Source organism: Mycobacteroides franklinii (assembly GCF_002013895.1).
GTDB classification, from domain to species: domain Bacteria; phylum Actinomycetota; class Actinomycetes; order Mycobacteriales; family Mycobacteriaceae; genus Mycobacterium; species Mycobacterium franklinii.
In genome coordinates, this window is the sequence record NZ_MAFQ01000001.1 from 494,639 (window position 1) to 515,629 (window position 20,991).

Below are 20,991 nucleotides of genomic sequence, written 5' to 3' on the forward strand. Positions count from 1 at the left end.
AGACGCGGATCCGCGCCAAGCATGATGTGTGACCCGGCGACCGCCTCTAGGCTGGCCTGATGGACCGGTTCCGGGAATGGGCGTACCAGCGCCGTGCCTTGGTGCCGTATGAGTTTCCGTGGACCGTGCCCGTGGTGATGTACGGCAGCACGTTGCTGATCGTTGGCTGCGCGGTGATACAGCGGGACGTGACCCGCCCGTGGCTGTCGGTCGTGGCGAGCCTGATTGCGCTCACCCCGATACTGGTGTTCATCTGTGCCGGTTACAAACTGAACACGTTCTGGACCGTGACGTGCGCTCTTGCTGGGGTCGGATTGTTTCTGACCTGGCCATCGAATGTCGTGGATGCTGCCCCCTTCTTGCTGATGTTCACGGTGGGGGAAGTCGGCGCGCTGGCATCGGTTCGCGCCGGCCTGGCCTCAATTGGCGCCTGTGTGGCATTGCTCGTGGTGGCCGAGCAGCTGAATCATCTCGGAACCTTCTCGCTCTTCATGATGTTCTTCGTGATCTGCGGGTGGTTGATCGGCCGCATCATGCAGTTGCAACAACGCCTACTCCTGCAGGAACGCGCACAACAGGTCCGCATGCAGGAACAAGCTGCCGCCGATGAACGCCGCCGCATCGCGCGTGAGATCCATGACGTGATAGCGCATTCCCTGTCCGTGACGATGCTCCATCTGACCGGTGCCAGGCGGGTGTTGCAGGAGGACCACGATGTGGACGACGCCGTCGCGGGATTGCTCGATGCCGAACGTCTTGGCCGTCAAGCTATGTCGGATATCCGGGGAACCGTCGGTCTGCTGAGTGCGGGACCTGCCGGCGTCGAGCCGATGCGGTTGGCTCCGGAACCCGGTATCGCAGACATCCCTGACCTAATCGCCGATTTCACCGCGGCGGGGATGGCCGTGGAGTCGCATATCTACGGGGCAGATGAGTCTGTCAGCGCTGGAGTGGGTTTGGCACTGTATCGAGTGGCCCAAGAGTCTTTGGCCAATATCGCCAAGCACTCGCCTAAGTCGTCGGCTGCGGTACTCCTTGATATCAATGACTCGGTGGCGAGTCTGACCGTGAGTAACGACCTGGCCGCCGGATTCCGTCTGGATGTGTGTTCGGGAGGTGGGCTTTCGGGAATGCGGCAGCGCATCGAGACGCTCGGCGGTGAGTTCCGCGCCGGGATGGGCGAGGACGGCTGGACAGTTTCCGCAATGGTTCCCATGGCGTCCAACGGGACACCATGCCGTTCGCGACGGAAGGCGTTGTGGCGCCATGACTGACACCGAAGTGGGCGTGCTGCTGGTGGACGATCAGGAGTTGGTTCGTACGGGGTTGCGCCGGATTCTGCGCCGCAAGGACGGATTCGCGATTGTGGGGGAGTGCGCCGATGGCAGCGAGGTCGCTGCGGCGGTGGTCCACACGCGGCCCGATGTGGTGGTCATGGATCTGCGGATGAAGCAGATGAGCGGTATCGAGGCGATTCGGTTGCTTCACGCCTGCGAGGGTCCACCGGCTTTGGCGCTCACCACATTCGACGACGACGAGCTGCTCTCCGGCGCACTGCGTGCCGGCGCTGCCGGATTCATTCTGAAGGACTCGCCCGCCGAGGAGCTGGTCCGTGCGGTGCACGCGGTGGCCCGGGGCGAGGCATATCTAGATCCGGCGGTGACATCGCGTGTGCTCAACGATTATCGGCGGGCGCCTGCCGCGGCATCGGGAGATGCCGAAGGGAAGCTCACCGCGCGCGAGCTGGATGTGTTGGCGCTCATCGCCTCCGGTGCGACCAACTCTGAAATCGCCGAACAGTTGGTGATATCGGAGGTGACCGTCAAGAGCCATATCGGGCGGATCTTCGTCAAACTCGATCTACGTGATCGGGCCGCGGCCATCGTGTACGCCTACGATCACGGCATCGTGACCCCCAAATAGGGTTACAGCAGATCCTTTTCGCGGATCTTCTCCAGTGCCTCGTGTATTTGTTCCAGCTCGCGGCGCAGGTAGTCACGGGTCGCGACCTCGCCAACTGCCAGTCGCAGGGCGGCGAGCTCCCGGGCCAGGTACTCGGTATCGGCCTTCGTCTGTTCGGCCCGTCTGCGGTCCTCTTCGAGTGACACGCGGTCGCGGTTTTCCTGCCGGTTCTGGGCCAGCAGGATCAGTGGCGCCGCGTAGGCGGCCTGGGTGGAAAACGCCAGGTTGAGCAGGATGAACGGGTACGGATCCCATTGCAGTCCAACCGCGAACAGGTTCAACGCAATCCATACCAGGACGAAGATCGTCTGCATGGCGAGGTATCGCCCGGTCCCGAGGAAGCGGGCGATGTTTTCACTGACCTGTCCGACAGCTTCCACGTCGAGACCGAGGGACAGCCCGCGCGAGGTGCGCGGGGTATCGAGCCGTTGTCGTGCCGACATCTCACTCACAAGCGGTCGCCTCCCGTGACAGACTCGGGCTCCTCGGCGCGCCAGCCGTCGGGCATCAGGTGATCCAGCACGTCGTCCACGGTGACGGCACCGAGCAAGTGGTCCTCCCTGTCGATCACCGGGCCGCACACCAGGTTGTAGGCGGCGAAGTAACGGGTCACCTCGGCCAGCGGCGCCTCGGCGTCCAGATAGGGCAGATCGGCATCGAGGATGCCGCCAACCATCGCGTAGGGAGGTTCACGCAGCAGCCGCTGCAGGTGCACGCATCCCAGGTAGCGGCCGGTGGGCGTCGCCGTCGGCGGTCGTACCACGAATACCAGCGAGGAGAGTGCGGGTGTCAGGTCCGGATCGCGCACGCGGGCAAGTGCTTCGGCGACGGTGGTGTTGGGGCTCAAAATCACGGGCTCCGGCGTCATCATGCCGCCGGCGGTGTTGGGGGAGTGGGTGAGTAGTCGGCGGACCGGCTCGGAGTCTTCCGGATCCATCAGCGCCAGAAGTGATTCGGCCTCTGCGGGTGGTAGTTCACCCAACAGGTCGGCGGCATCGTCGGGATCCATCGCCTCCAGCACATCCGCGGCGCGTTCGTCTTCCAGCTTGGTCAGCACCGCGGCCTGATCATCCTCGGGAAGTTCCTGAAGGATGTCGGCCAGCCGCTCGTCGTCGAACGCGCCAAGTACCTCGTCGCGTCGCTTGGGCGGAAGCTCGCGGATGGCATCGGCCACCTCGACCGGCCGCATGCCCTCGAACTGAAGCATCAGCTGGGCCACGCCCTGCCCGGGCAAGTTCAGGGTCGAGGGCGTCAATCCCTGGATGTGGCTCCATTCGGTGACCTGTACACCGCTGCGCCGTCCCAGCCGTCGCGGGCTTCGCACCGCCACGCGGGTGACCACCCAGTCGCGGGTGCGGGTCTGCTCGAGTCCCAGGTCCACCACGGTGAGATCTATTCCGGCGAACTGTTCGAGCTCGGGATCGTCGGTGTGCACGGTGGTGTCCAGGACTTGGCCCAGGACCAATGCCTCGCTGGGGCGTTGTTCGAAGCGGCGCAATGAGACGTTTCCGGTGTTCAGTGTCACCGATCCGGGCTCGATGGCGGTGACCCGCAGCATGGGCACGAAGATTCTTCGGCGCGTGAGCATTTCGACAACGAGTCCGATGACGCGCGGCTGTTTTCGGGCAACTCCCATGCCGATCACGACATCGCGAACCCGTCCGATCGACTCGCCGTCCGGGCCCAGAACAACCAGGCCTGAGAGCCTGGCTGCGAACACCTTGCTCACTGCGGCCATGACAGCAAGGTTAGGGGGTAACCACATTGCGGCCGTGTGCCGGTGTCGCGAGTTGGGTGGTTAGGGGCCGATTCCGCCGTACATGAGTGCGATGACGGCGGCCGAGAATCGCTCGGTGTCCTGTACCTCGCCGCCCCGTGACGCGTGCAGTCCGTTGGCCAGGATCATTCCGGTCACTGCACGGGCGGTGTATTCGGTGTCGAGATCGGCGCGTAGGTAACCTTTTTCGACTCCGTGTCGTAGGTATGCCTCGGTGAGGTGATCACTCGTGGAGAGCATGCCGAAGACGCGTTCGCGCAGCTCGCTGTCCACCGAACCTGCTTCGAGGAGCAGTAGTGGTAGATGCGGGTTGTCGCGAAACAGGTGTGCGAGAGCGGCGCCGATCCGGACCGATTGCTGCCGGTACTGCTCGATGTCGTCCGCGAGTCCTGCGGCGTTCTCGGCGCCGATCGCCTCAAAGATCTGTCCGGTGACGTCATCGATGACATGCTCGATGATGTCCCGTTTGCTCTTGAAGTACCGGTAGAAGGTCCCATGGCCGATCCCGATCCGTCCGGCGATATCCGCCACACCGGTGGCGTGGTAGCCCTGCTCGGCGAAGCACGCGAACGCCGCGTCCAAGATCTCCTGGCGCATTTCGAGCTTCTTGCGCTCGGCGCGACTGAGCGCGGGGGAGCTAGCCGGACTTGTCGACATGATGGGCGATCCTACCGACCTTGACACTTCTCAAGAATGACATATCATTCCGAAACTGACACACCATTCCGTTCTGTTGGAGGTTGATGTGAGTCGTTATCCGAAAATTGAGCTGGCTGGCGCGGTGGTCGTCATCACCGGCGGGGCCCGAGGAATCGGCGCGGCGACCGCGCGACTCTTCGCCGACAGGGGCGCCGACGTGTGGATTGGTGACGTCGATGACGTGGTCGCCAAGGAGACGGCGCACGGCATCCGCAATGCGCAGGCGGGTGCCCTCGATGTCACCAAGCCCGAGTCGTGGGCCGCCTTCCTCGACCGCGTGCGCAGTGAGTCCGGGCCCGTCGACATCCTGATCAACAACGCCGGTGTCATGCCGCTGGGCGGGTTTGTCGAAGAGAACGAGCGCACCACCGACTTGATCCTCGACGTGAACGTGCGTGGTCCGCTCAATGGTGCACGGGCCGCGTTGCCGGAGATGGTGGCCCGCGGGTGTGGACACATTGTCAATGTGGCGTCGATGGCGGGCAAGTTGGCCGTTCCCGGCATGGTCACCTACAACGCCTCCAAGTTTGGTGCCGTCGGGCTATCGGTGGCGCTGCGCAAGGAATACGGGAACAGCGGCGTCAGCATCAGCTGCGTGCTGCCGAGCGCGGTCCGGACCGAACTGGCCTCGGGGGCACCGCTGGGCAAGGGCATGCCGACCGTCGATCCGGAGGATGTGGCGGCCGCAATTGTTCGCAGCGTCGATACCCGTCGCGCGCAGATTTCGGTGCCCGGCTGGCTCGCCTTCGGATGGGGGGTGGTGGATCTGTTTGTGCCCGAACCGGTTGAGCGACTTGCCCGCCGGCTCATCGACGACCGTCGTGCCCTGACATCGCTCGACCTGAACGCGCGCGGTGCCTATATCGAACGCATCGAGCGTCAGAGCAAGGAGCATCAGAAATGAGCGATCGGCGTGACCCGAAGGTCATCGTCGTCGGGGCGGGCATGGCCGGGATTGCCGTGGGACACAAGCTCAAAGAGGCCGGCTTCAACGATTTCACTATTCTGGAGAAGGGCGATGACGTCGGCGGCGTTTGGTACTGGAACCGCTATCCGGGGCTGACCTGCGATGTGCCGTCGCAGGCTTACCAGTACCCGTTCGCGCCCCGGACTGACTGGCCGCGACTGTTCGCCACCGGTAGCGAGATTCAGGCGTATCACCGCAAGGCTGCCGAGGATTTGGGCGTGATGTCGCATATTCGGTGCGGGCAGGAAGTCACGGCCGCGGAGTTCACCGGCGCTGGCTGGCGGGTCTCCACCGCGGCAGGGGAGACGCTCGAGTGCGACTTTCTGATCGCTGCCACGGGAGTGCTACACCACCCGAACATTCCTGACATCCCCGGGCTCGACAGCTTCCAGGGGAACGTGGTGCACACCGCACGGTGGGACGATTCGGTGCAGTTGGAAGGCAAGCGCGTTGCTGCCATTGGAACGGGTTCCACCGGGGTGCAGGTTGTTTCGGCGATGCAACCCATCGTCGAGCAGGTGACGTCCTTCATCCGGACTCCGCAGTGGGTGCTGTGGGCGCCGATGGCGATGCGGCAGCCGAAGTTCGTCACCAAGGTGCTGGAGGCGTTGCCGACTCAACGCATCGTGCGGTTGACCGCGCTCACGGGCACCGATGCTCTGGTGAACATTGTGACCCGGCCCAGCTGGGGGCGGCGTCTCGTGCAGCAGTATGCGCGCGCGTGCCTGCACTTGATCCGCGACAAGGAGCTGCGTCAGAAACTCACCCCGGACTACCAGCCGCTGTGCAAGCGGCAGGTGCTGTCCGGGTCGTTCCATCGCGCCGTCCAGAAGCCGAACGTGGAGATCGTCACCGATCGCATCGACAGGGTTACGCCAACCGGCATCGTTACGGTCGACGGTGTCGAACGTGATTTCGACGTGATTGTGCTGGCGACCGGATTCCAGGCGCACAACTACATGCGTCCCATGAATCTGGTTGGCAAGGATGGGTACTCGATTGACGAGGCGTGGGAGAAGGGCCCCAAGGCTTACCGGATGACCGCGATCCCCGGCTTCCCGAACTTCTTCACAGTGCTTGGCCCCAACTCACCGACCGGCTCGATTTGGCTTCAGCACACGGCCGAACGCACCGCCGAATACATCATCGGCTGGCTTCATCGCTTCGCCCGCGGCGAGATCAACACCGTGGAAGTGAGCCGCGAGGCCACTGATGAGTTCAATGACCAAGCGCGCGAAGCGATGAAGCCGACCGTCTGGGCCACCGGGTGTAACTCCTGGTACCTCACCGACGACGGATCCGTCGATCTATGGCCCTTTGACCGAAAGACGATGGAGCGCATGCTCGCATCGCCCGAGGAGAGCCACTACATCCTGCAGTGAGGCGCGTCAGCGCAGGTTGAACGTCGAGGGGTCCGGGCCGATGCGACCGTCGGGCGTATGCAGCGCGGTGATGCGCTCCATCTCGTCGGAGCTGAGCTCGAACCCGAAGACGTCAAAGTTGGCGGCGATGCGGGCCGGCGTCACCGATTTGGGGATGACGACGTTGCCCAGCTGTAGGTGCCAGCGCAGGATCACCTGTGCGGCACTCACATTGTGGGTTTCGGCGATGGCACCGAGCGTCGCATCCTCCAGGATCGTGCCCTGACCGAGTGGCGACCACGCCTCGGTGGCAATGCCGTACTCGGCATGGAACGCGCGCAGCTCGGGCTGGGTGAACCGAGGGTGCAGCTCGATCTGGTTGAGGGCGGGCACCTCGCCGGTCTCGTCGATCAGTCGCTGGAGGTTCTCGACGGTGAAGTTGCTGACTCCGATGGCCTTGGCGCGCCCGTCGGCCTGGATCCGCTGCAGGGCCTTGAAGCTGGCCACGTATTCATCGAGCTCTGGCACCGGCCAGTGGATGAGGTACAGGTCCACATAATCGGTCCCTAGGCGCTCCAGGGAGGCGTCAAAGGCGCGCAACGCGCTGTCGTAACCCTGATCGCCATTCCACAGCTTGGTGGTCAGGAAGACGTCGCCGCGCGGAAGGCCGGATTCCGTGATCGCACGGCCGGTGCCCTCCTCGTTCTCGTACACCTTCGCGGTGTCGATGCTGCGATATCCGACCTGCAACGCGGTCGACACGGCGGCCTCGGCGCCGTCGTTGGGCACCTGCCACACCCCGAAGCCCAGCTGGGGAATCGTGGTACCGGAATTGAGGGTCACATTGGGCACTACGTGGGGAACCGTCACGGTCAACCCAACGCAGGGCGCTCTCGAGTATTCCCGGCCATGGGGTTCAGAGGCGGGCACCAGGTTGGATCACGAGACGTGTGGTGTGCCTGGTGACGGATTGGACTCAGGGGTAAGCACTTCGGCTTGGCGCGGCGACCCGGCGCTACTTAAACCGCGGAAACGCTCTCTGAGGTGAATTGAGTGAATCCCGGTTGGTCTCCGGTTTGGCCCATGAGGGTGGTGTATCCGAGTTGTACGGCCGTTCCGTCGTCGGTGGTGATGACGTTCTTGGTGGTGACGATGTCGGCGCCGAATGCGGTGCGGATGTCATGCATGTGGACCTCGCAGTGCAGGACGTCCCCAGCGATGATCGGGCGCAGCATCGTGAACTGCTGATCCACTTGCGCGATTTTCTTGTCGTTGATGGTGATGCCGCTGTGTTGCAGAAACCATTTTTGGGCGCGGTATCCCAGGATGCACAGGAACGTCGGGGGTATCACCAGCTGGTGGTGTCCGAGGGCGTTGGCCGCGGACAGCGTGTGGTGTGCGGGGTGATGGTTCTGGATAGCCAGGGACAGTTCACGGATCTTCTCGCGTTCGACCACGTACGTGGAGGGGTAGCGATGGTGAGTGCCGATCAGATCGGGAGAGATGGGCATGGGATTAATGTAAACGAGCGTTGACTTGCAGTCTCCCTGAGGGCCCCCAAAACCGCGCGTTCCAGCCTTCGGTATCAACTCGATGTGCTTGCGCGGCATGGCCGTACCGCCGCGACGTAATCATCGAAGCCGCCGCGAATCTGGCCTGTGACCACGAACCGGGGGAATTGGAGGGTGTGTAGGCGGGACCTAAATCCCGCCTACACCGTCCTGCATTGTGCGCCGTCAGGGGCTCGAACCCCGGACCCGCTGATTAAGAGTCAGCTGCTCTACCAACTGAGCTAACGGCGCGTGAACGTGCGTGGAAGACCTTAGCAGCCTCGGAGCCTGTAACGAAAATTGTAATCTCGGCGATAGCCCGGTCGCGGTTGTTGAGGTCGTCGCCGACCATCGTGAACCCGTACAATCATCGTTGAGTTTGCATGCATCAAGATTCAAAGGGAGCAAAGCATGACCCAGGGTCGTCCACGCCTGTTGATTGGCGCGCGTCGGCGGTGGGCAACCGCATTGGTCCTCCCTGTCGTGGCAATGGCTGTACTGGTCGGATGCTCCAGCACCGCACCGCAGGAACCGCCGAAAGTTATTGATAAGGCAACGCCTTACGCCGATCTGCTGGTGCCCAAGCTGGCAATGTCAGTTAAGGACGGGGCCGTTGGTGTGTCGGTCGATGCGCCGGTGACGGTCACGGCAGGCGAAGGTGTGCTCGGCAGCGTCACCATGGTGAACGCCGATGGCAAAGAGATCGCTGGCGAAGTCGGCCCCGATGGTGTCACCTGGTCGACCACCGAACCGCTCGGGTACGACAAGCAGTACACGATCAACGCGGATGCACGTGGGCTCGGCGGTGTGGCTCGTGCGAATGCGACGTTCCGCACGCATTCCCCGGACAACATGACCATGCCGTATGTCGTGCCGGGCGATGGTGAGGTCGTCGGCGTCGGCCAGACGGTCGCCATCCGATTCGACGAGAACATCCCGAACCGGGCCGCGGCCGAGAAGGCCATCAAGATCACCACCAACCCTCCCGTGGAGGGTGCGTTCTATTGGCTGAACAACCGCGAAGTGCGTTGGCGCCCCGAATCTTTCTGGGATTCCGGCACGGCGGTCGACGTGAAGGTCAACACCTACGGGGTGGACCTGGGCAGTGGCGTGTTCGGTCAGGACAATGTGGCGTCCCACTTCACCATCGGCGACGCGATCATCAGCCGGGTGGATGACACGAACAAGGTGCTCAATATCGAGCGCAACGGCGAGATCATCAAGACCATGCCCACCTCGATGGGTAAGGACAAGGCGCCCACCAACAACGGCACGTACATCATCGGTGAGCGGTTCAAGGATCTGATCATGGACTCGTCGACCTATGGCGTCGCGGTCAACTCGCCCGACGGTTACCGCACCAAGGTGCAGTACGCCACCCAGATGTCGTACAGCGGGATCTACGTGCACGCCGCGCCGTGGTCCGTCGGCGCGCAGGGCCGCACCAACACCAGCCACGGCTGCCTGAACGTCAGCACCGCGAACGCGAAGTGGTTCTACGAGAACACTAAACGCGGCGACGTGGTGATCGTCTCCAACACCGTCGGGCCTGTGCTACCCGGTACCGAGGGCCTGGGCGACTGGAACATCCCGTGGGCGCAGTGGAAGGCCGGGAACGCCCGGCAGCAGTAGCGGCCCCGCAGACGAAAACGCCCCCGGCGCCTCGAGCGCGCGGGGGCTTTTCGTTCGTGGTACCTACCCCTCGATGACCTTCTGGTCGAGTACCCGCTTGGACGGCACCATGATGATCGACTTGGAGTTGTCGCGATCGCGGTAGGCCGACTCCAGGATCGACGGGATGCTCTCGAGTTTGCCATGCACGCTCATCAGCTGCTCCAGGATCGAGATGCGCTGCTGACCAACCTCTTCCACGGACCGGCGGGCCTGATCCAGGCGGCGTTCGATCTGCTCGTCGGCCAGGCGCAGGCGACGATCTGCCTCCTCCTTGGCGTCGGCAAGCCGCTTCTCGCACTCGGCCTGGGTGCCGCGCCGCTGCTCGTCGACGGCCGACTGGGTCTCTGTGCGCAGCTTGGTCAGTTCTTCGTCCAGCTCCGTCTCGGCCTTCTCTCGCCGCTTGGCCTCCGCGGCCCGGAGGCGTTCGGACTCGCTGACCGCCTGGGCGACAATCTGATTGGCTTCCTCGCGGGCCCTCGCCATCACCTCGGTGTATTCGGTCTCCAGTGCGCTCTGCCGGGCCGCCATGTCGGCGAGCATTTCCTTGTGCTTGGTGCGCATGGCTTCGGCGTCGGACTTGGCGGCGGCGACCAGGGCGGCGGATTCGGTGCGCGCCTCGCTCTGCATCTCGGAGACCTCGTCGACCGCGATGCGGAGCATCTTGGCCATACGGTCGGTCATCGCGTGTGCGGAAGGGGAGGTGTCGCTGAGGTTGGACACCTCATCCTTGAGCGAGCCGATCTGCTTGGTGGCGTCCTCGAGCCGGCTCTTGAGCGTCTCGACATCGTTCAGCCCCGACTGGTGCATGATCGTCAGCCGGCTGATGTACTCGTTGACCTCAATGGGGTCGTACCCGTTGCGGGTCCGCGTGAAGTTCCGAGTGGACTCATTGGTGGTGGTCGCGGTCACTTGTACCCCTTGAACACAGGTATGGAAGTAGGAGCTGGCGTTAGCCCGCGAAGAGTATGACACGCGTTACCAGTTCTCGTACAGCGGTGTTGGTAAATAGTGGATCGCGACGTAACCAGATTGCTTGCATCTGACACTCCTGGTCACGGCATCCGTTTCTGCAAACATTGCCGCCGTGGCGAGACGGCAGCATTCGGTCGGCGGGTTCGCTATCACGGTTCATGCTTGTTGGCTAAATTAGCTGGATATTCCCTGTCGGGATCACTACCGAAGCATGTGTTGCGTGCCACATGATTTGCCGTGGGTGCAATTGCGGAACGTAGCTCGTGCAGGAGGTGTTTCCTGGAATCAATTCTGAATGTCCGCTGTCAGGTAGCGATCTTGTGATTTGCCTGATCGCGGACGGAACACGCAATCGCGCGTCGCAGGGAGCCGCAGATGACTATCGGCTGTTATGGCTATTGCACAGCTGATACATGGCTTGACCTCTAACACAACCGGTGATCAATCCGCGACATGGTGCTGTTTCAAGGGCGCGGCATCGGCGGCATCATTGGGGTGGAGGACTGTCCGGGCTTCATCATGCCGCCCGGGCCCGTCATGCCGCCCGGGCCCGTCATGCCGCCTGGACCCATCATGCCGCCTGGGCCCATCATCGGGCAGGTTCCATTGGAGCCATCCCGCAAAGAGTGCTGGGCATATCCGTGGTGCCACCCGTCGTAACTACTGGTGGACCATCCAGCGAATAGGCCGGACACGAACACCACAGCAACGATAAACAAGGTACCGGCGACGATTCCGACCCACGCGAGGGCTTGGTAAAGCCGATGGTTTTGACTGTCAATCCTGACGCCGGGTGTAACGGCAACAGAGTCCGCTGGCGCTGGTTGCGTTGACGATTCGGGTGTTTCGGTCATTTCGCACAACTCCTTTTAGGGGCGCTAGCCGACGTCCGTTCGCTAGTTTCGCGGTACGCCTTCAGCTGCTGAGAAAGTTACCGCCGAAGAACCATGCCGTGTAGCTATCATCGGTCCCCGATGACGTGGACCTTGGTCACGGTGAGGCGAATAATTCCTGCGCCCGGGTATAGGCGGCCGAGCCGCAGCGTCGTGAGAGGGTGGCCGGATCACGCTGTTGGGCAGGAGATTTTGTTGGGGTCGGACACGTCTTCGGTGAGGGTGAAGTAATTCTCCTCCTCCTGCATGAAGTGCAGCCGAAGCAGTTCGTACAGGCCGTATAGGCACGCCAGCAGATCGTCAACTTGATCGGGTTGTATCGCTCCGCCGCCCTTGGCCAGAGCCAGATGCGTGCCGATTCGCTCTGCGAGTCGCTGGATTTCGGCGTGGGTGCGACTCATCGTGGCGGTGGCCTCGCCGCTGCCCAACGGGTGCGCCAGCGCAGGGTAGAGCTCGGTTTCCTCGGCGTGTTCGTGGGGCAGCAGGCGATCGCACAGAAACGCGTGTGCCTTGGTCAATGCATCTAGCGCCGTCGCGCCGGTTCCGGCCGTGAGCAGATTGGCTGCGTCGCGCAACAGTCCAACGGCGTCGCGCAGTTCGTCGTGTTCGGCAGCGAAGCGGCGCAGCATCTGCTCAGTCTCGGCGGGCAGCTCGACCCTAACGGCAGGATTGCCGCCCAAGGCGCGCAGAGCATTGAGGATGACCGCGATATCGATCCCCTCCTGTAGCAGGGCACCCGCCGCGGGCGGTAGCCAACCGAGCGCAGCGATGACCATGGCGATGAGCGATAGGCCCATGCCCACGACGGCGCTCTCCACCGCGATGTGCCGTGACCAACGGGCGATGTCCATCGCATCGGCGAGACGGTCGAGACGGTCGGTGGTTAACACGATGTCGGCGGCTTCAGAAGATGCGGTGGCGCCGCGGGCCCCCATCGCAACGCCGACGGTGGCAGCGGCCAGCGCCGGCGCATCGTTGATCCCGTCGCCGACCATCACGGTGACGGCGCGATCGCGTTCGGCTCGGACGGCGGCGACCTTGTCGGTGGGAGTCTGTTGGGCGTACACCTCATCGAGTCCCAGTACCGTGGCGACCTCGCGGGCGGGTTCGACACGGTCGCCGGTCAGCATGACTAGTCGGTTGAGCCCGGCAGTGCGTAACCGGCGCATCGTGCGAGATGCATCTCGGCGCAATGGGTCCCGCAGTAGCAATGCCCCCACGGGGGTACTTTCCAGGCACACCCATGTGACAGCGGCGCTGTCGAGGCGGGCGTGATTGGTCGCCTTGCGGGCCCATTCGGCCGTCACGTTGTTCTCGGCGAGTTTGCCAACCTGGATCCGCAGGTCATCGATGGTGGCGGTGACGCCACGTCCGGGTTCCTCGGTGACGTCGACGGGAAGCGAAAGCTGCAAGCCCCGGTCGAGAGCCTCGGTGACGATAGCCTCGGCCAAAACGTGCGGCGAGAACTGGTCGACCGATGCGGCCAGCCGTAAAATCTCGGTGCCATCGCGCCCGGGTCCGGCCACGACCTCGACGACCGTAGGACACCCCATCGTCAGTGTGCCGGTCTTGTCCATGGCCAAAGTAGTTGCGTGCCCAAGATTTTCGAGCGCGCCGCCACTACGAACCACCACGCCGTGACGCGATGCTCGCGATAAGCCGGAGACGATGGCCACCGGCGCGGCGAGTAGCAGTGGACATGGCGTGGCCACAACCAGCACCGCGACCGCGCGCACCATCGAACCGGTAGCCAGCCATGCGCCGCCGGCTACCAACAGCGCCAGAGGTAGAAACCATGCCGCATACCGGTCGGCCAAACGCACGACCGGTGCGCTTTCTGCACCCGTCTGCTCCGCTAATCGCACGATGCCTGCGTATGTGCTGTTCTCGGCGGTGGCGCTGGCGCGTAGTTCACATGCGCCGCCTGCGTTGACGACACCGCTACGCACTGGCTCACCGACTGCTCGCTGCACATGCACCGGTTCGCCGGTTAGCGCGGATTCGTCAAATACGGCTACCGTGCCCGCGATACGCCCGTCCACCGGCACAATCTCACCCGGCCCAACGACGAGCAGATCGCCCACGGCCACCTCGGCGAGTGGAATCACGGTTACCTCGGACCCGGTGCGGCGTCGGGCGGACCGCGGTGCGCGCTGCAGCAGGGCTCGCAGGTCATGGGACGCGCGGCGGCCAGCGGCAGCTTCCAATGCTCGGCCTCCAGCGAGCATCACCGCGATCAACGCGCCGGCCAGGTACTCGTGCACGAGCATGGTGCCGATCAACGACAACACCGCAATAAGATCCACACCGGCCTGATGGCGACGCAAGGACGCGACGACCCACGCCACTGCTGGTACCACAGCCGTCACCGTGCCGGCCATCCAGCAGCCGTCTGCCGTACGAGACCAGCCGGCTAGCCAGGCCGCCGCACCGGCCACCAGTGCGCCTAGCGTCACCAGCACCAGCGCGGGCCCGAACCATCGACCTAATCGCGAGACCCAGCTGTCGACCGGCGATCCGACATTGTTCACCACAGACTCCTTGGCTGTCTCGGGCGTGCAGCTAGTTGCTGGAGGACGCCGTCTTGTTCTAGCGATTAAGAAGTCGCGAATGGACATGGTCTGCTTCCATGGCCCAACTGATCGTGACGTTTGTGTGCGATGGCGTTTATCGCAGTCTCTGTTGAGTCCACAATCTTTGGATAGAGAAGAAGGTCACCGGCTGTCCTGCCGCGCCGTAATTCGCGGCAAAAGCGAAGAACCGGATTTCATACGCGTAGCTTCGCGTACGCCCGACAGTTGCCCACGTACCGGATCGGGTCAGTGAGGTGGTGCCGTGGTGCGCAGTGAATCGATGACGGCCTGCATCTTCTTCGTAACTTCGTCCGCGATATCCCGCAGAGCGTGTTCGCCGGTAATCTCGGCCAGTATCTGCGGGTTCATAGCCTCGACGATGACGGACATGTCGTCATCCGGGTCGGAGCGCACGATGACGTTGCACGGCAACAGTAAACCGATCTGACGGTCCGCGTTTACCGCGCGGTGGGCTAGGGGTGGGTTGCAGGCGCCGAGAATGAGGTAGTCCTCCATGTCTTCGTTCAACTTCGCCTTGAGTGTGGCCTTCATATCGATCTCGGTAAGAACTCCGAAGCCCTCTTGTGCCAGGGCATCCCGGGTTCGAGCGACGGCATCAGCGAATGATGTATGCAGAGCGGCTGACAGCGCGATTGACATGATGACTCCGCGGTCGTGGGTGTGGATACGAAAGCGCAAGGTTGAGTCGTTTGCACCGTAGTATCAAAATGCAGTGGATTCTTGTCGAAATTTCGCGAAACAAGCAGGGGGCGCGGCGGTCCGGGTCCGTGCGGTGATATCAACGCCTGACTTGTCCGGGGCGATCAACGATCAGTCTTGATTGAGGCCCGTCTTCTCCAGGTGTTCACGTATCTGTGCGAGCTCCCCGCTGATCGTGACGAGAGCTTCCACCTGGGCGAGTCGCTGGCACCAGGCGAGGTAGTCGCGATGCGCCGGGTCCAGACTGTCGTATACGGTGCGCTGCTCAAACTTCTCGCAGTGTCTGACCCGATCCAACGCTTCATGACGCATCCGCGCCAAGTCAACTTCTTTCATGTGAATTACCTTCCTAGTTATCCCTTGTGTTCTCGGGCACTCCGCGGTGCTCTTGACGTAGCCGTGACTCAGGCAATAGATGCGGGTTGATATCGACGCGCGCAAACCGCCGTGCTGGAAGTCGAATTTCGTAGCATCGCAGACTATTTCATTATCCGAGGCTGCCAAGTTCGTGGCGAGACGACTTACCGATGTACGCCATGACGCGCTCTAGAAGCATGGTATGGATGTCGCCGTCATAGGCAGTCCGGGCAATCTCGTGATGGCGGAGAAATCCTTCGAGGCGTTGATCGATTGGCCAACCCGCGTATGTGTGGTCGACATATTCCGACCTCAGAAATTCCTGAGTGAGGAACCCTGCGCTAAACGCTGTCGACTGAATCCTATTGCGAACCATGGCATTCGTATCCATATCTTCGATGGTCGATCGGCTCCCCGCAGCTGAGGTGCCAAGATCATCATCGCTACAGCCAATGTCTCGATACAGAGCCGAAAGTCACCGTCCGGGGCTCTGCGGTGGAACATGTACTCGAGTGGAACGATGCCAGTCCCGGCTCTTCAAATGGCATGTCTCCACTGTGGAGATCGGAGAGCTGATGTCGTTGAAATCGGTTGGCGGCGAGTGCTCGTTGTGCGCCTACCGCTGACGAATGGCCCGCAGACACGGGACGTGTGCCTCTGCCGCTGGCTGCCGCCAACAGATCTACTAGCGCCATGATATTTCGTGATATTCGGTGACGTAGGAACCAAAGTAGTTGCGGCCAAACAACTCTAACCAGCGGAGGAGATCCTCATGAGTTCGCAAATCCAGAATCGCACCCGCCTGTTCGCCCAGGTGCTGGGTCCGTATCTCGTCGTCGCCGCGCTGACCATGGTCGCCCGCGTCGCATATATGCGCGCCCTGCTAACGGAGTTCGATACCGACGCCGCTTGGCCATGGATCTGTGGCGCATTTGTTCTGCCCATGGGCCTGTCTGTGATCGTGCTTCACCCCTACTGGCGTGGCGCCGCCGCTAGCATCGTGTCACTGCTCGGTTGGTTGACGGCGTTCAAGGGGCTGGCTTTGATGGTATTTCCCGTGTCGTACTTGTCATTTGGAAACAAAATGCTTGACGCGGTCATCTGGTGGCAGGTCAGCGGCGCCGTCCTGGCGATGGCTGGGTTGTACCTGACTGTCATCGGCTGGGTTCCTGCCGCGAGTCGAACGGCATCAGAACGGCCAACGTCCGCCAGCAACTAAAGTGCGGGCGGACCGGCGCTTGCGCGAACTGCCGGTCTCTCCACCTGCGGAGAGGTCCGTCCGTGCCATCGGCGGCCGGATGGAGAAACGGACAACAATTCTAAAAATGCTCCGTCAAGTGGGGTTCTGCGGTATCCAGAACGCATACCTGCGCGCTCGCTGAAGGAGCTCCCTGGAATGAGCCGGGACAATCCCACTTCGTTCACAGTGGGGCGTTTCTACGCGTATGCCGCCGAATCTGTGTGGCAGGCCCTCGTGTCGCGAGACTTTGTGCTGGCTGACTGGGCTCTGGAACTCGCGATGCCGGTTATTGAAGCCGGACGCACATTCACTTTCAAGACTTACCCCATACTCGGGACGGACTTCGACGGTCTCATTGAGTGTGAGCTTCTGCACGTGAAACCCCAGGAGACAGCCGTATTTCAGTACACCTCCGAGGAGGGGGCACGGTTGTGGACGTCCACTGCGGTGTGGACATTGCATCCAATGGACTGCGGAACACTACTTCTCTACGTGCAGTCTGGATTCGATCCCGACAACGCGGGGCATATGCGTATACGCAGTGTCTTGCGCGGTGGCCTGGTGGCAGGGTTGCAGCGGCTTGCGGAGATGCTCGACCACCCCGACGGGGACCGGCCCTAGGCGCGGTCATCTTGCGTTGTGCTGAACGCTTGGCCTGCGCCGACTGGTGATGGCCGGAGAAAATAAAAGGTGGGAGGCCTGAGGCCTCCCACCCGTGGGGTGGCTGACGGGACTCGAACCCGCGACAGCCAGGATCACAACCTGGTGCTCTACCAACTGAACTACAGCCACCATTGCCGCGTGAAGCGGCGTGAAAGATCTTAACCGGTGAGGGTGCCTTAGGCCGAATCGGTATCCGGCGCGTTGTCCAGGTCCGCCACGATCGCGACAAGGTCACTGGTAGACGGCCCGGGGTCGGGTACGAAGGCCGCGCGGCGGTAGTAGCGCAGCTCGCGGATCGATTCCTTGATATCGGCGAGCGCGCGGTGGGCCAGGCCCTTGTCGGGCTGGCCGAAGTAGATCCGGGGATACCAGCGGCGGCACAGCTCCTTGATGGAACTGACGTCGATCATCCGGTAGTGCAGGAAACCGTCGAGTTCCGGCATATCCCGTGCGATGAATCCGCGATCGGTGGCGATGGAGTTTCCGGCCAGGGGAGCGGTCTTGGCCGATGGCACATGCTGACGGATGTAGTCGAGAACCAGCGCCTCGGCTTCTTTCAGGGTGACCGTCGACTTGCGGACCTCATTGGTGAGCCCGGACTTGGCATGCATGTCCTTGACCACCGGGGGCATCGCAGCCAAAGCGGCGTCGTCGGCATGAATGACGACGTCGACGCCTTCGCCGAGGATGTTGAGATCGCCGTCGGTGACGAGGGCGGCTATCTCGATCAGCTTGTCCGAGCCGAGGTCGAGCCCCGTCATCTCGCAGTCGATCCAGACCAGTTCTTCGCGTGGAGCACTCACAGTCTGACCACAGTAGCGGTCGGAGCCGCCGGTGACGCCGAGATGACATCCACGAACGGGGTGTTTCGTGTTTCGCGTGCACAGATGTCATCTCGGCGATGAGCCGATAGGGTCGTTGCCATGGCCGAGCCGACCACCGCTGGAACCACCCCCGCACAGCAGATCGCCGCTGGATACGCCACCACGGGTCAAGCACTTGAACTGGGGTCTGTCATCGTCGACGGCACCGTCGACCCGGCCGCGCGGATCCGAATTCCGTTGGCGACCCTGAACCGCCACGGGCTGATCGCCGGTGCCACCGGCACCGGTAAGACCAAGACGCTCCAGGTGATCGCCGAGCAGCTCAGCGCCGCCGGAGTTCCCGTCGTCATGGCCGACGTCAAGGGCGACCTCTCGGGCATCTCCAAGCCCGGCGAGGCGAACGACAAGACCGCCGCGCGCGCCAAGGACACCGGCGACGACTGGGCGCCGTCGGGGTTCCCGGCGGAATTCATGTCGCTCGGGACGACGGGTATCGGAGTTCCGATCCGCGCCACCATTCACAGCTTCGGCCCCATCTTGCTGTCGAAGGTGTTGGGGCTCAACGCGACCCAGGAATCAACGCTGGGCCTGATCTTTCACTGGGCCGATCAGCAGGGGCTGGCGCTGCTGGACCTGAAGGATCTGCGTGCGGTTATCACCTACCTGGCCAGTGATGAGGGCAAGGCGGATCTGAAGTCGATCGGTGGGGTGTCTGCCGCGACCGCCGGTGTCATCCTGCGCGCTTTGGTGAATCTGGAGGCCGACGGCGGCGATACCTTCTTCGGGGAACCCGAGATCCAGCCCACCGACCTGATGCGCATCGCAGACGGCCGGGGCATCATCACGCTGCTGGAGCTGGGCACCCAAGCTGCGCGCCCGGCGTTGTTCTCCACGTTCCTGATGTGGATTCTGGCCGACCTGTTCACCGTCCTGCCTGAGGTCGGTGATGTCGACAAGCCCAAGCTCGTCTTCATTTTCGACGAGGCGCACCTGCTGTTCACCGATGCATCCAAGGCGTTCTTGGAGCAGGTCGAGCAGACGGTCAAGCTCATCCGTTCCAAGGGTGTCGGTGTCTTCTTCTGCACCCAGTTGCCCACCGATATCCCCAACGACGTGCTCTCGCAGCTGGGTGCACGCATCCAGCACGCCTTGCGCGCGTTCACGCCCGACGATCAGAAGGCTCTCACCAAGACGGTGCGCACCTACCCCAAGACCGGTGTGTACGACCTCGAGAAGGCCCTGACCTCGCTCGGTATCGGTGAGGCGATCGTGACGGTGCTCTCGGAGGTGGGTGCGCCCACCCCGGTGGCGTGGACCCGGCTGCGCGCTCCGCGCTCCCTGATGGGGGCCATCGGCGATGATGCGATCAAGGCCGCGGCCGCGGCGAGCCCGTTGCAGTCCAAGTATGGGCAGACGGTCGATTCACGATCCGCCTACGAGATCTTGCAAGAGCGCGCGGCGCAGCAGGCCCCGGCCGACCAGACTCCTACTGATCAGGCTCCGGCGAAGAAGGGTGCCACGCCCGTGCCCGAAAAGCCGCGCTGGTGGCAGCGTCTGCTCAGTAACCGGAGCTTTCAAAGCTTCCTCAGCGCGCTGGGCAAGCAGCTCATCCGCAATATGGGTAAGAAGTAAGGGCTGCCGGGCAGATCGTTGACTGTGCGTCCAGGGGCGGATTGCGACAGATCGCGGGTAATCGCCGCTGAGACCTAGGCGTCTGCCGCCCTGACCGACTGGGAGACAAAATCTTTGGGCAGCATTCGGGAGCGGCGCCAGAGGTGCTCAACCAGCCGCCCTTCGATCATGTTCGCCTCGTCCATGACGCGGACCAGGCGCTCGCCGAAGAACCTCAGATTCGCGTGATAGTGCGGATTGCGTAGCGCCGTCCAGGCCGCTCGCACGGGCGGAAGTCCGGCATCGCGGTAGACGGCCGGTTGCACCATGACCAGTGGCACCACCGCCGCGCCGGCGGCAACGATCAAGCGCTCCACGGCCATTCGGGTGCGTCCGGTTCGTGCGACGGCACGGTTCAGTGCGACGCGCGCGTAGCTGATGTGTCGGGCCTCCTCGACGACGTGGATTTTGGCGATCGCCCGGGTACGGGGTTGCAGTGTCTCGTCGTTCATGGTCTGACGCTGCAACCGGTCCAGTATTTCCTCGACCATCAGCATCATCGAGAAGATGGTCGCGGACAGCGGGGCGAGCGCGGTGATGCCCACCAAAGCCCGGGCAATCATCGGCGGGTCATAGCTTCGATCGCTCAGCGTGTTGATCTGGCGGCCGAACATCACCGAGTGGCGGCACTCGTCGGCGACCTCGGTCAGCGCGTATTGCGCCGTGGCGCTGCGCGGATCGCTGACCGAGGCCAGCTTGAGCATGGGATGCATCAGGGCGCTCTCGGCGAGAATGCCCCAGCTGGCCAGTGCCGATGCCTCGAGACGTCCGAGGCGGATCTTCTCCTCCTCGCTCATCCTGTCGAAGATTTTGGTGCCGTACAACGAGATGTATTTGTCGGGCACATAGCGCAGACCGGGAACGTCGGGCGCATCCCAATCGATGTCCACCTCCGGGTGGTAGGAACGCTCAACCGAAGAGCGCAGCAGTCGTGCGGCTGTGCGCTCGATGGGTGAATCGTCCTCGACGATGGGCGTTTGCGACATGACATGCCTCCGCTGTTCAGTGCGCCATTCCGTAGTAGTACTGAAAAGTACCGGGTACTTCAAGTATCGTCAATGGTATGTCAGACGGTGGTGACGCCCGGC

19 protein-coding genes and 2 tRNA genes are annotated in these 20,991 nt (G+C 62.8%); 8 read left to right on the plus strand and 13 right to left on the minus strand.

The genetic code is table 11. From position 1 onward, the window contains the following. The first annotated feature begins 59 nt into the window (after window positions 1-59). Window positions 60-1,274: a sensor histidine kinase gene (locus B4393_RS02615; protein ID WP_078332786.1), complete on the plus strand. Its 1,215-nt coding sequence runs from the start codon at window positions 60-62 to the stop codon at window positions 1,272-1,274. Next, window positions 1,267-1,923: a response regulator gene (locus tag B4393_RS02620; RefSeq protein WP_070935692.1), complete on the plus strand. Its 657-nt coding sequence runs from the start codon at window positions 1,267-1,269 to the stop codon at window positions 1,921-1,923. The genes B4393_RS02615 and B4393_RS02620 overlap by 8 nt, the downstream gene beginning before the upstream one ends. A gap of 2 nt (window positions 1,924-1,925) precedes the next feature. On the opposite strand, the gene B4393_RS02625 is transcribed toward B4393_RS02620, so the two are convergent. The 3 genes from B4393_RS02625 to B4393_RS02635 are packed head-to-tail and all read right to left on the minus strand — an operon-like array spanning window position 1,926 to window position 4,396. Next, window positions 1,926-2,414: a DUF1003 domain-containing protein gene (locus B4393_RS02625; protein ID WP_078332787.1), complete on the minus strand. Its 489-nt coding sequence runs from the start codon at window positions 2,412-2,414 to the stop codon at window positions 1,926-1,928. Continuing rightward, on the minus strand, window positions 2,411-3,700 hold the full coding sequence (locus B4393_RS02630; RefSeq protein WP_070935688.1) for a magnesium transporter MgtE N-terminal domain-containing protein: 1,290 nt from the start codon (window positions 3,698-3,700) through the stop codon (window positions 2,411-2,413). The genes B4393_RS02625 and B4393_RS02630 overlap by 4 nt, the downstream gene beginning before the upstream one ends. A 60-nt stretch (window positions 3,701-3,760) precedes the next feature. Then, window positions 3,761-4,396, minus strand: coding sequence for a TetR/AcrR family transcriptional regulator (locus B4393_RS02635; RefSeq protein WP_078332788.1), 636 nt, complete (start codon window positions 4,394-4,396; stop codon window positions 3,761-3,763). Between the two features lie 88 nt (window positions 4,397-4,484). On the opposite strand from B4393_RS02635, the gene B4393_RS02640 reads away from it, so the two are divergent. Both B4393_RS02640 and B4393_RS02645 read left to right on the plus strand, forming a co-directional pair. Beyond that, window positions 4,485-5,342: an SDR family oxidoreductase gene (locus B4393_RS02640; protein WP_078332789.1), complete on the plus strand. Its 858-nt coding sequence runs from the start codon at window positions 4,485-4,487 to the stop codon at window positions 5,340-5,342. After that, window positions 5,339-6,787, plus strand: a complete 1,449-nt coding sequence (locus B4393_RS02645) for a flavin-containing monooxygenase (protein ID WP_078332790.1) — start codon at window positions 5,339-5,341, stop codon at window positions 6,785-6,787. The genes B4393_RS02640 and B4393_RS02645 overlap by 4 nt, the downstream gene beginning before the upstream one ends. Window positions 6,788-6,793: 6 nt before the next feature. Here B4393_RS02645 and B4393_RS02650 read toward each other — a convergent pair whose 3' ends face one another. From B4393_RS02650 to B4393_RS02660, 3 genes are all read right to left on the minus strand, one after another. Next, the gene (locus B4393_RS02650; RefSeq protein WP_078333000.1) at window positions 6,794-7,609 is read right to left on the minus strand and encodes an aldo/keto reductase; all 816 of its coding nucleotides are present in this window, start codon (window positions 7,607-7,609) and stop codon (window positions 6,794-6,796) included. Window positions 7,610-7,785: 176 nt separating this feature from the next. Continuing rightward, a complete protein-coding gene (locus B4393_RS02655) occupies window positions 7,786-8,277 on the minus strand; it encodes an FAS1-like dehydratase domain-containing protein (RefSeq protein ID WP_078332791.1) in 492 nt (163 codons plus the stop codon). Window positions 8,278-8,495: 218 nt separating this feature from the next. Continuing rightward, a tRNA-Lys gene (locus B4393_RS02660) sits at window positions 8,496-8,568 on the minus strand. A 159-nt stretch (window positions 8,569-8,727) separates the two neighbouring features. On the opposite strand from B4393_RS02660, the gene B4393_RS02665 reads away from it, so the two are divergent. Beyond that, entirely contained in the window at window positions 8,728-9,948 is a 1,221-nt protein-coding gene (locus B4393_RS02665; protein ID WP_078332792.1) for a L,D-transpeptidase, read from the plus strand. Window positions 9,949-10,011: 63 nt separating this feature from the next. On the opposite strand, the gene B4393_RS02670 is transcribed toward B4393_RS02665, so the two are convergent. The 4 genes from B4393_RS02670 to B4393_RS27425 form a co-directional block, all read right to left on the minus strand. After that, window positions 10,012-10,899 carry a DivIVA domain-containing protein gene (locus tag B4393_RS02670; protein ID WP_070935675.1) on the minus strand — a complete coding sequence of 296 codons (888 nt, stop codon included), beginning with the start codon at window positions 10,897-10,899 and terminating at the stop codon, window positions 10,012-10,014. A 1,126-nt stretch (window positions 10,900-12,025) separates the two neighbouring features. After that, on the minus strand, window positions 12,026-14,386 hold the full coding sequence (locus B4393_RS02680; RefSeq protein ID WP_236743094.1) for a heavy metal translocating P-type ATPase: 2,361 nt from the start codon (window positions 14,384-14,386) through the stop codon (window positions 12,026-12,028). A gap of 288 nt (window positions 14,387-14,674) precedes the next feature. Beyond that, entirely contained in the window at window positions 14,675-15,088 is a 414-nt protein-coding gene (locus B4393_RS02685) for a DUF302 domain-containing protein (RefSeq protein WP_078333001.1), read from the minus strand. Between the two features lie 171 nt (window positions 15,089-15,259). Beyond that, the gene (locus B4393_RS27425) at window positions 15,260-15,484 is read right to left on the minus strand and encodes a hypothetical protein (RefSeq protein WP_133052524.1); all 225 of its coding nucleotides are present in this window, start codon (window positions 15,482-15,484) and stop codon (window positions 15,260-15,262) included. Between the two features lie 823 nt (window positions 15,485-16,307). Here B4393_RS27425 and B4393_RS02700 point away from each other — a divergent pair. Beyond that, window positions 16,308-16,724, plus strand: a complete 417-nt coding sequence (locus B4393_RS02700; RefSeq protein ID WP_078333002.1) for a hypothetical protein — start codon at window positions 16,308-16,310, stop codon at window positions 16,722-16,724. 177 nt (window positions 16,725-16,901) lie between these two features. Then, window positions 16,902-17,366 (plus strand): SRPBCC family protein, encoded by a 465-nt coding sequence (locus B4393_RS02705; protein ID WP_078332797.1) that lies wholly within the window; start codon window positions 16,902-16,904, stop codon window positions 17,364-17,366. Between the two features lie 95 nt (window positions 17,367-17,461). On the opposite strand, the gene B4393_RS02710 is transcribed toward B4393_RS02705, so the two are convergent. Both B4393_RS02710 and orn read right to left on the minus strand, forming a co-directional pair. After that, window positions 17,462-17,537 (minus strand) — tRNA-His (locus B4393_RS02710). Window positions 17,538-17,584: 47 nt separating this feature from the next. Next, complete coding sequence (gene orn / locus B4393_RS02715) at window positions 17,585-18,211, minus strand: oligoribonuclease (RefSeq protein WP_109558244.1); 627 nt, start codon at window positions 18,209-18,211, stop codon at window positions 17,585-17,587. 120 nt (window positions 18,212-18,331) lie between these two features. Here orn and B4393_RS02720 point away from each other — a divergent pair, with 120 nt between their 5' ends. After that, on the plus strand, window positions 18,332-19,864 hold the full coding sequence (locus B4393_RS02720; RefSeq protein ID WP_078332799.1) for a helicase HerA-like domain-containing protein: 1,533 nt from the start codon (window positions 18,332-18,334) through the stop codon (window positions 19,862-19,864). Between the two features lie 74 nt (window positions 19,865-19,938). On the opposite strand, the gene B4393_RS02725 is transcribed toward B4393_RS02720, so the two are convergent. Next, complete coding sequence (locus B4393_RS02725) at window positions 19,939-20,889, minus strand: AurF N-oxygenase family protein (protein WP_078332800.1); 951 nt, start codon at window positions 20,887-20,889, stop codon at window positions 19,939-19,941. Between the last annotated feature and the right edge of the window lie 102 nt (window positions 20,890-20,991).

Excerpts from the sequence above, each read along its gene's own strand:
- B4393_RS02685 (WP_078333001.1), bottom strand. The coding sequence starts at position 15,088 with ATGTCAATCGCGCTGTCAGCCGCTCTGCATACATCATTCGCTGATGCC.
- B4393_RS02635 (WP_078332788.1), bottom strand. The coding sequence starts at position 4,396 with ATGTCGACAAGTCCGGCTAGCTCCCCCGCGCTCAGTCGCGCCGAGCGC.
- B4393_RS02720 (WP_078332799.1), top strand. The coding sequence starts at position 18,332 with ATGGCCGAGCCGACCACCGCTGGAACCACCCCCGCACAGCAGATCGCC.
- B4393_RS02705 (WP_078332797.1), top strand. The coding sequence starts at position 16,902 with ATGAGCCGGGACAATCCCACTTCGTTCACAGTGGGGCGTTTCTACGCG.
- B4393_RS02630 (WP_070935688.1), bottom strand. The coding sequence starts at position 3,700 with ATGGCCGCAGTGAGCAAGGTGTTCGCAGCCAGGCTCTCAGGCCTGGTT.
- B4393_RS02665 (WP_078332792.1), top strand. The coding sequence starts at position 8,728 with ATGACCCAGGGTCGTCCACGCCTGTTGATTGGCGCGCGTCGGCGGTGG.
- B4393_RS02615 (WP_078332786.1), top strand. The coding sequence starts at position 60 with ATGGACCGGTTCCGGGAATGGGCGTACCAGCGCCGTGCCTTGGTGCCG.
- B4393_RS02620 (WP_070935692.1), top strand. The coding sequence starts at position 1,267 with ATGACTGACACCGAAGTGGGCGTGCTGCTGGTGGACGATCAGGAGTTG.
- B4393_RS27425 (WP_133052524.1), bottom strand. The coding sequence starts at position 15,484 with ATGAAAGAAGTTGACTTGGCGCGGATGCGTCATGAAGCGTTGGATCGG.
- B4393_RS02725 (WP_078332800.1), bottom strand. The coding sequence starts at position 20,889 with ATGTCGCAAACGCCCATCGTCGAGGACGATTCACCCATCGAGCGCACA.
- B4393_RS02645 (WP_078332790.1), top strand. The coding sequence starts at position 5,339 with ATGAGCGATCGGCGTGACCCGAAGGTCATCGTCGTCGGGGCGGGCATG.
- B4393_RS02655 (WP_078332791.1), bottom strand. The coding sequence starts at position 8,277 with ATGCCCATCTCTCCCGATCTGATCGGCACTCACCATCGCTACCCCTCC.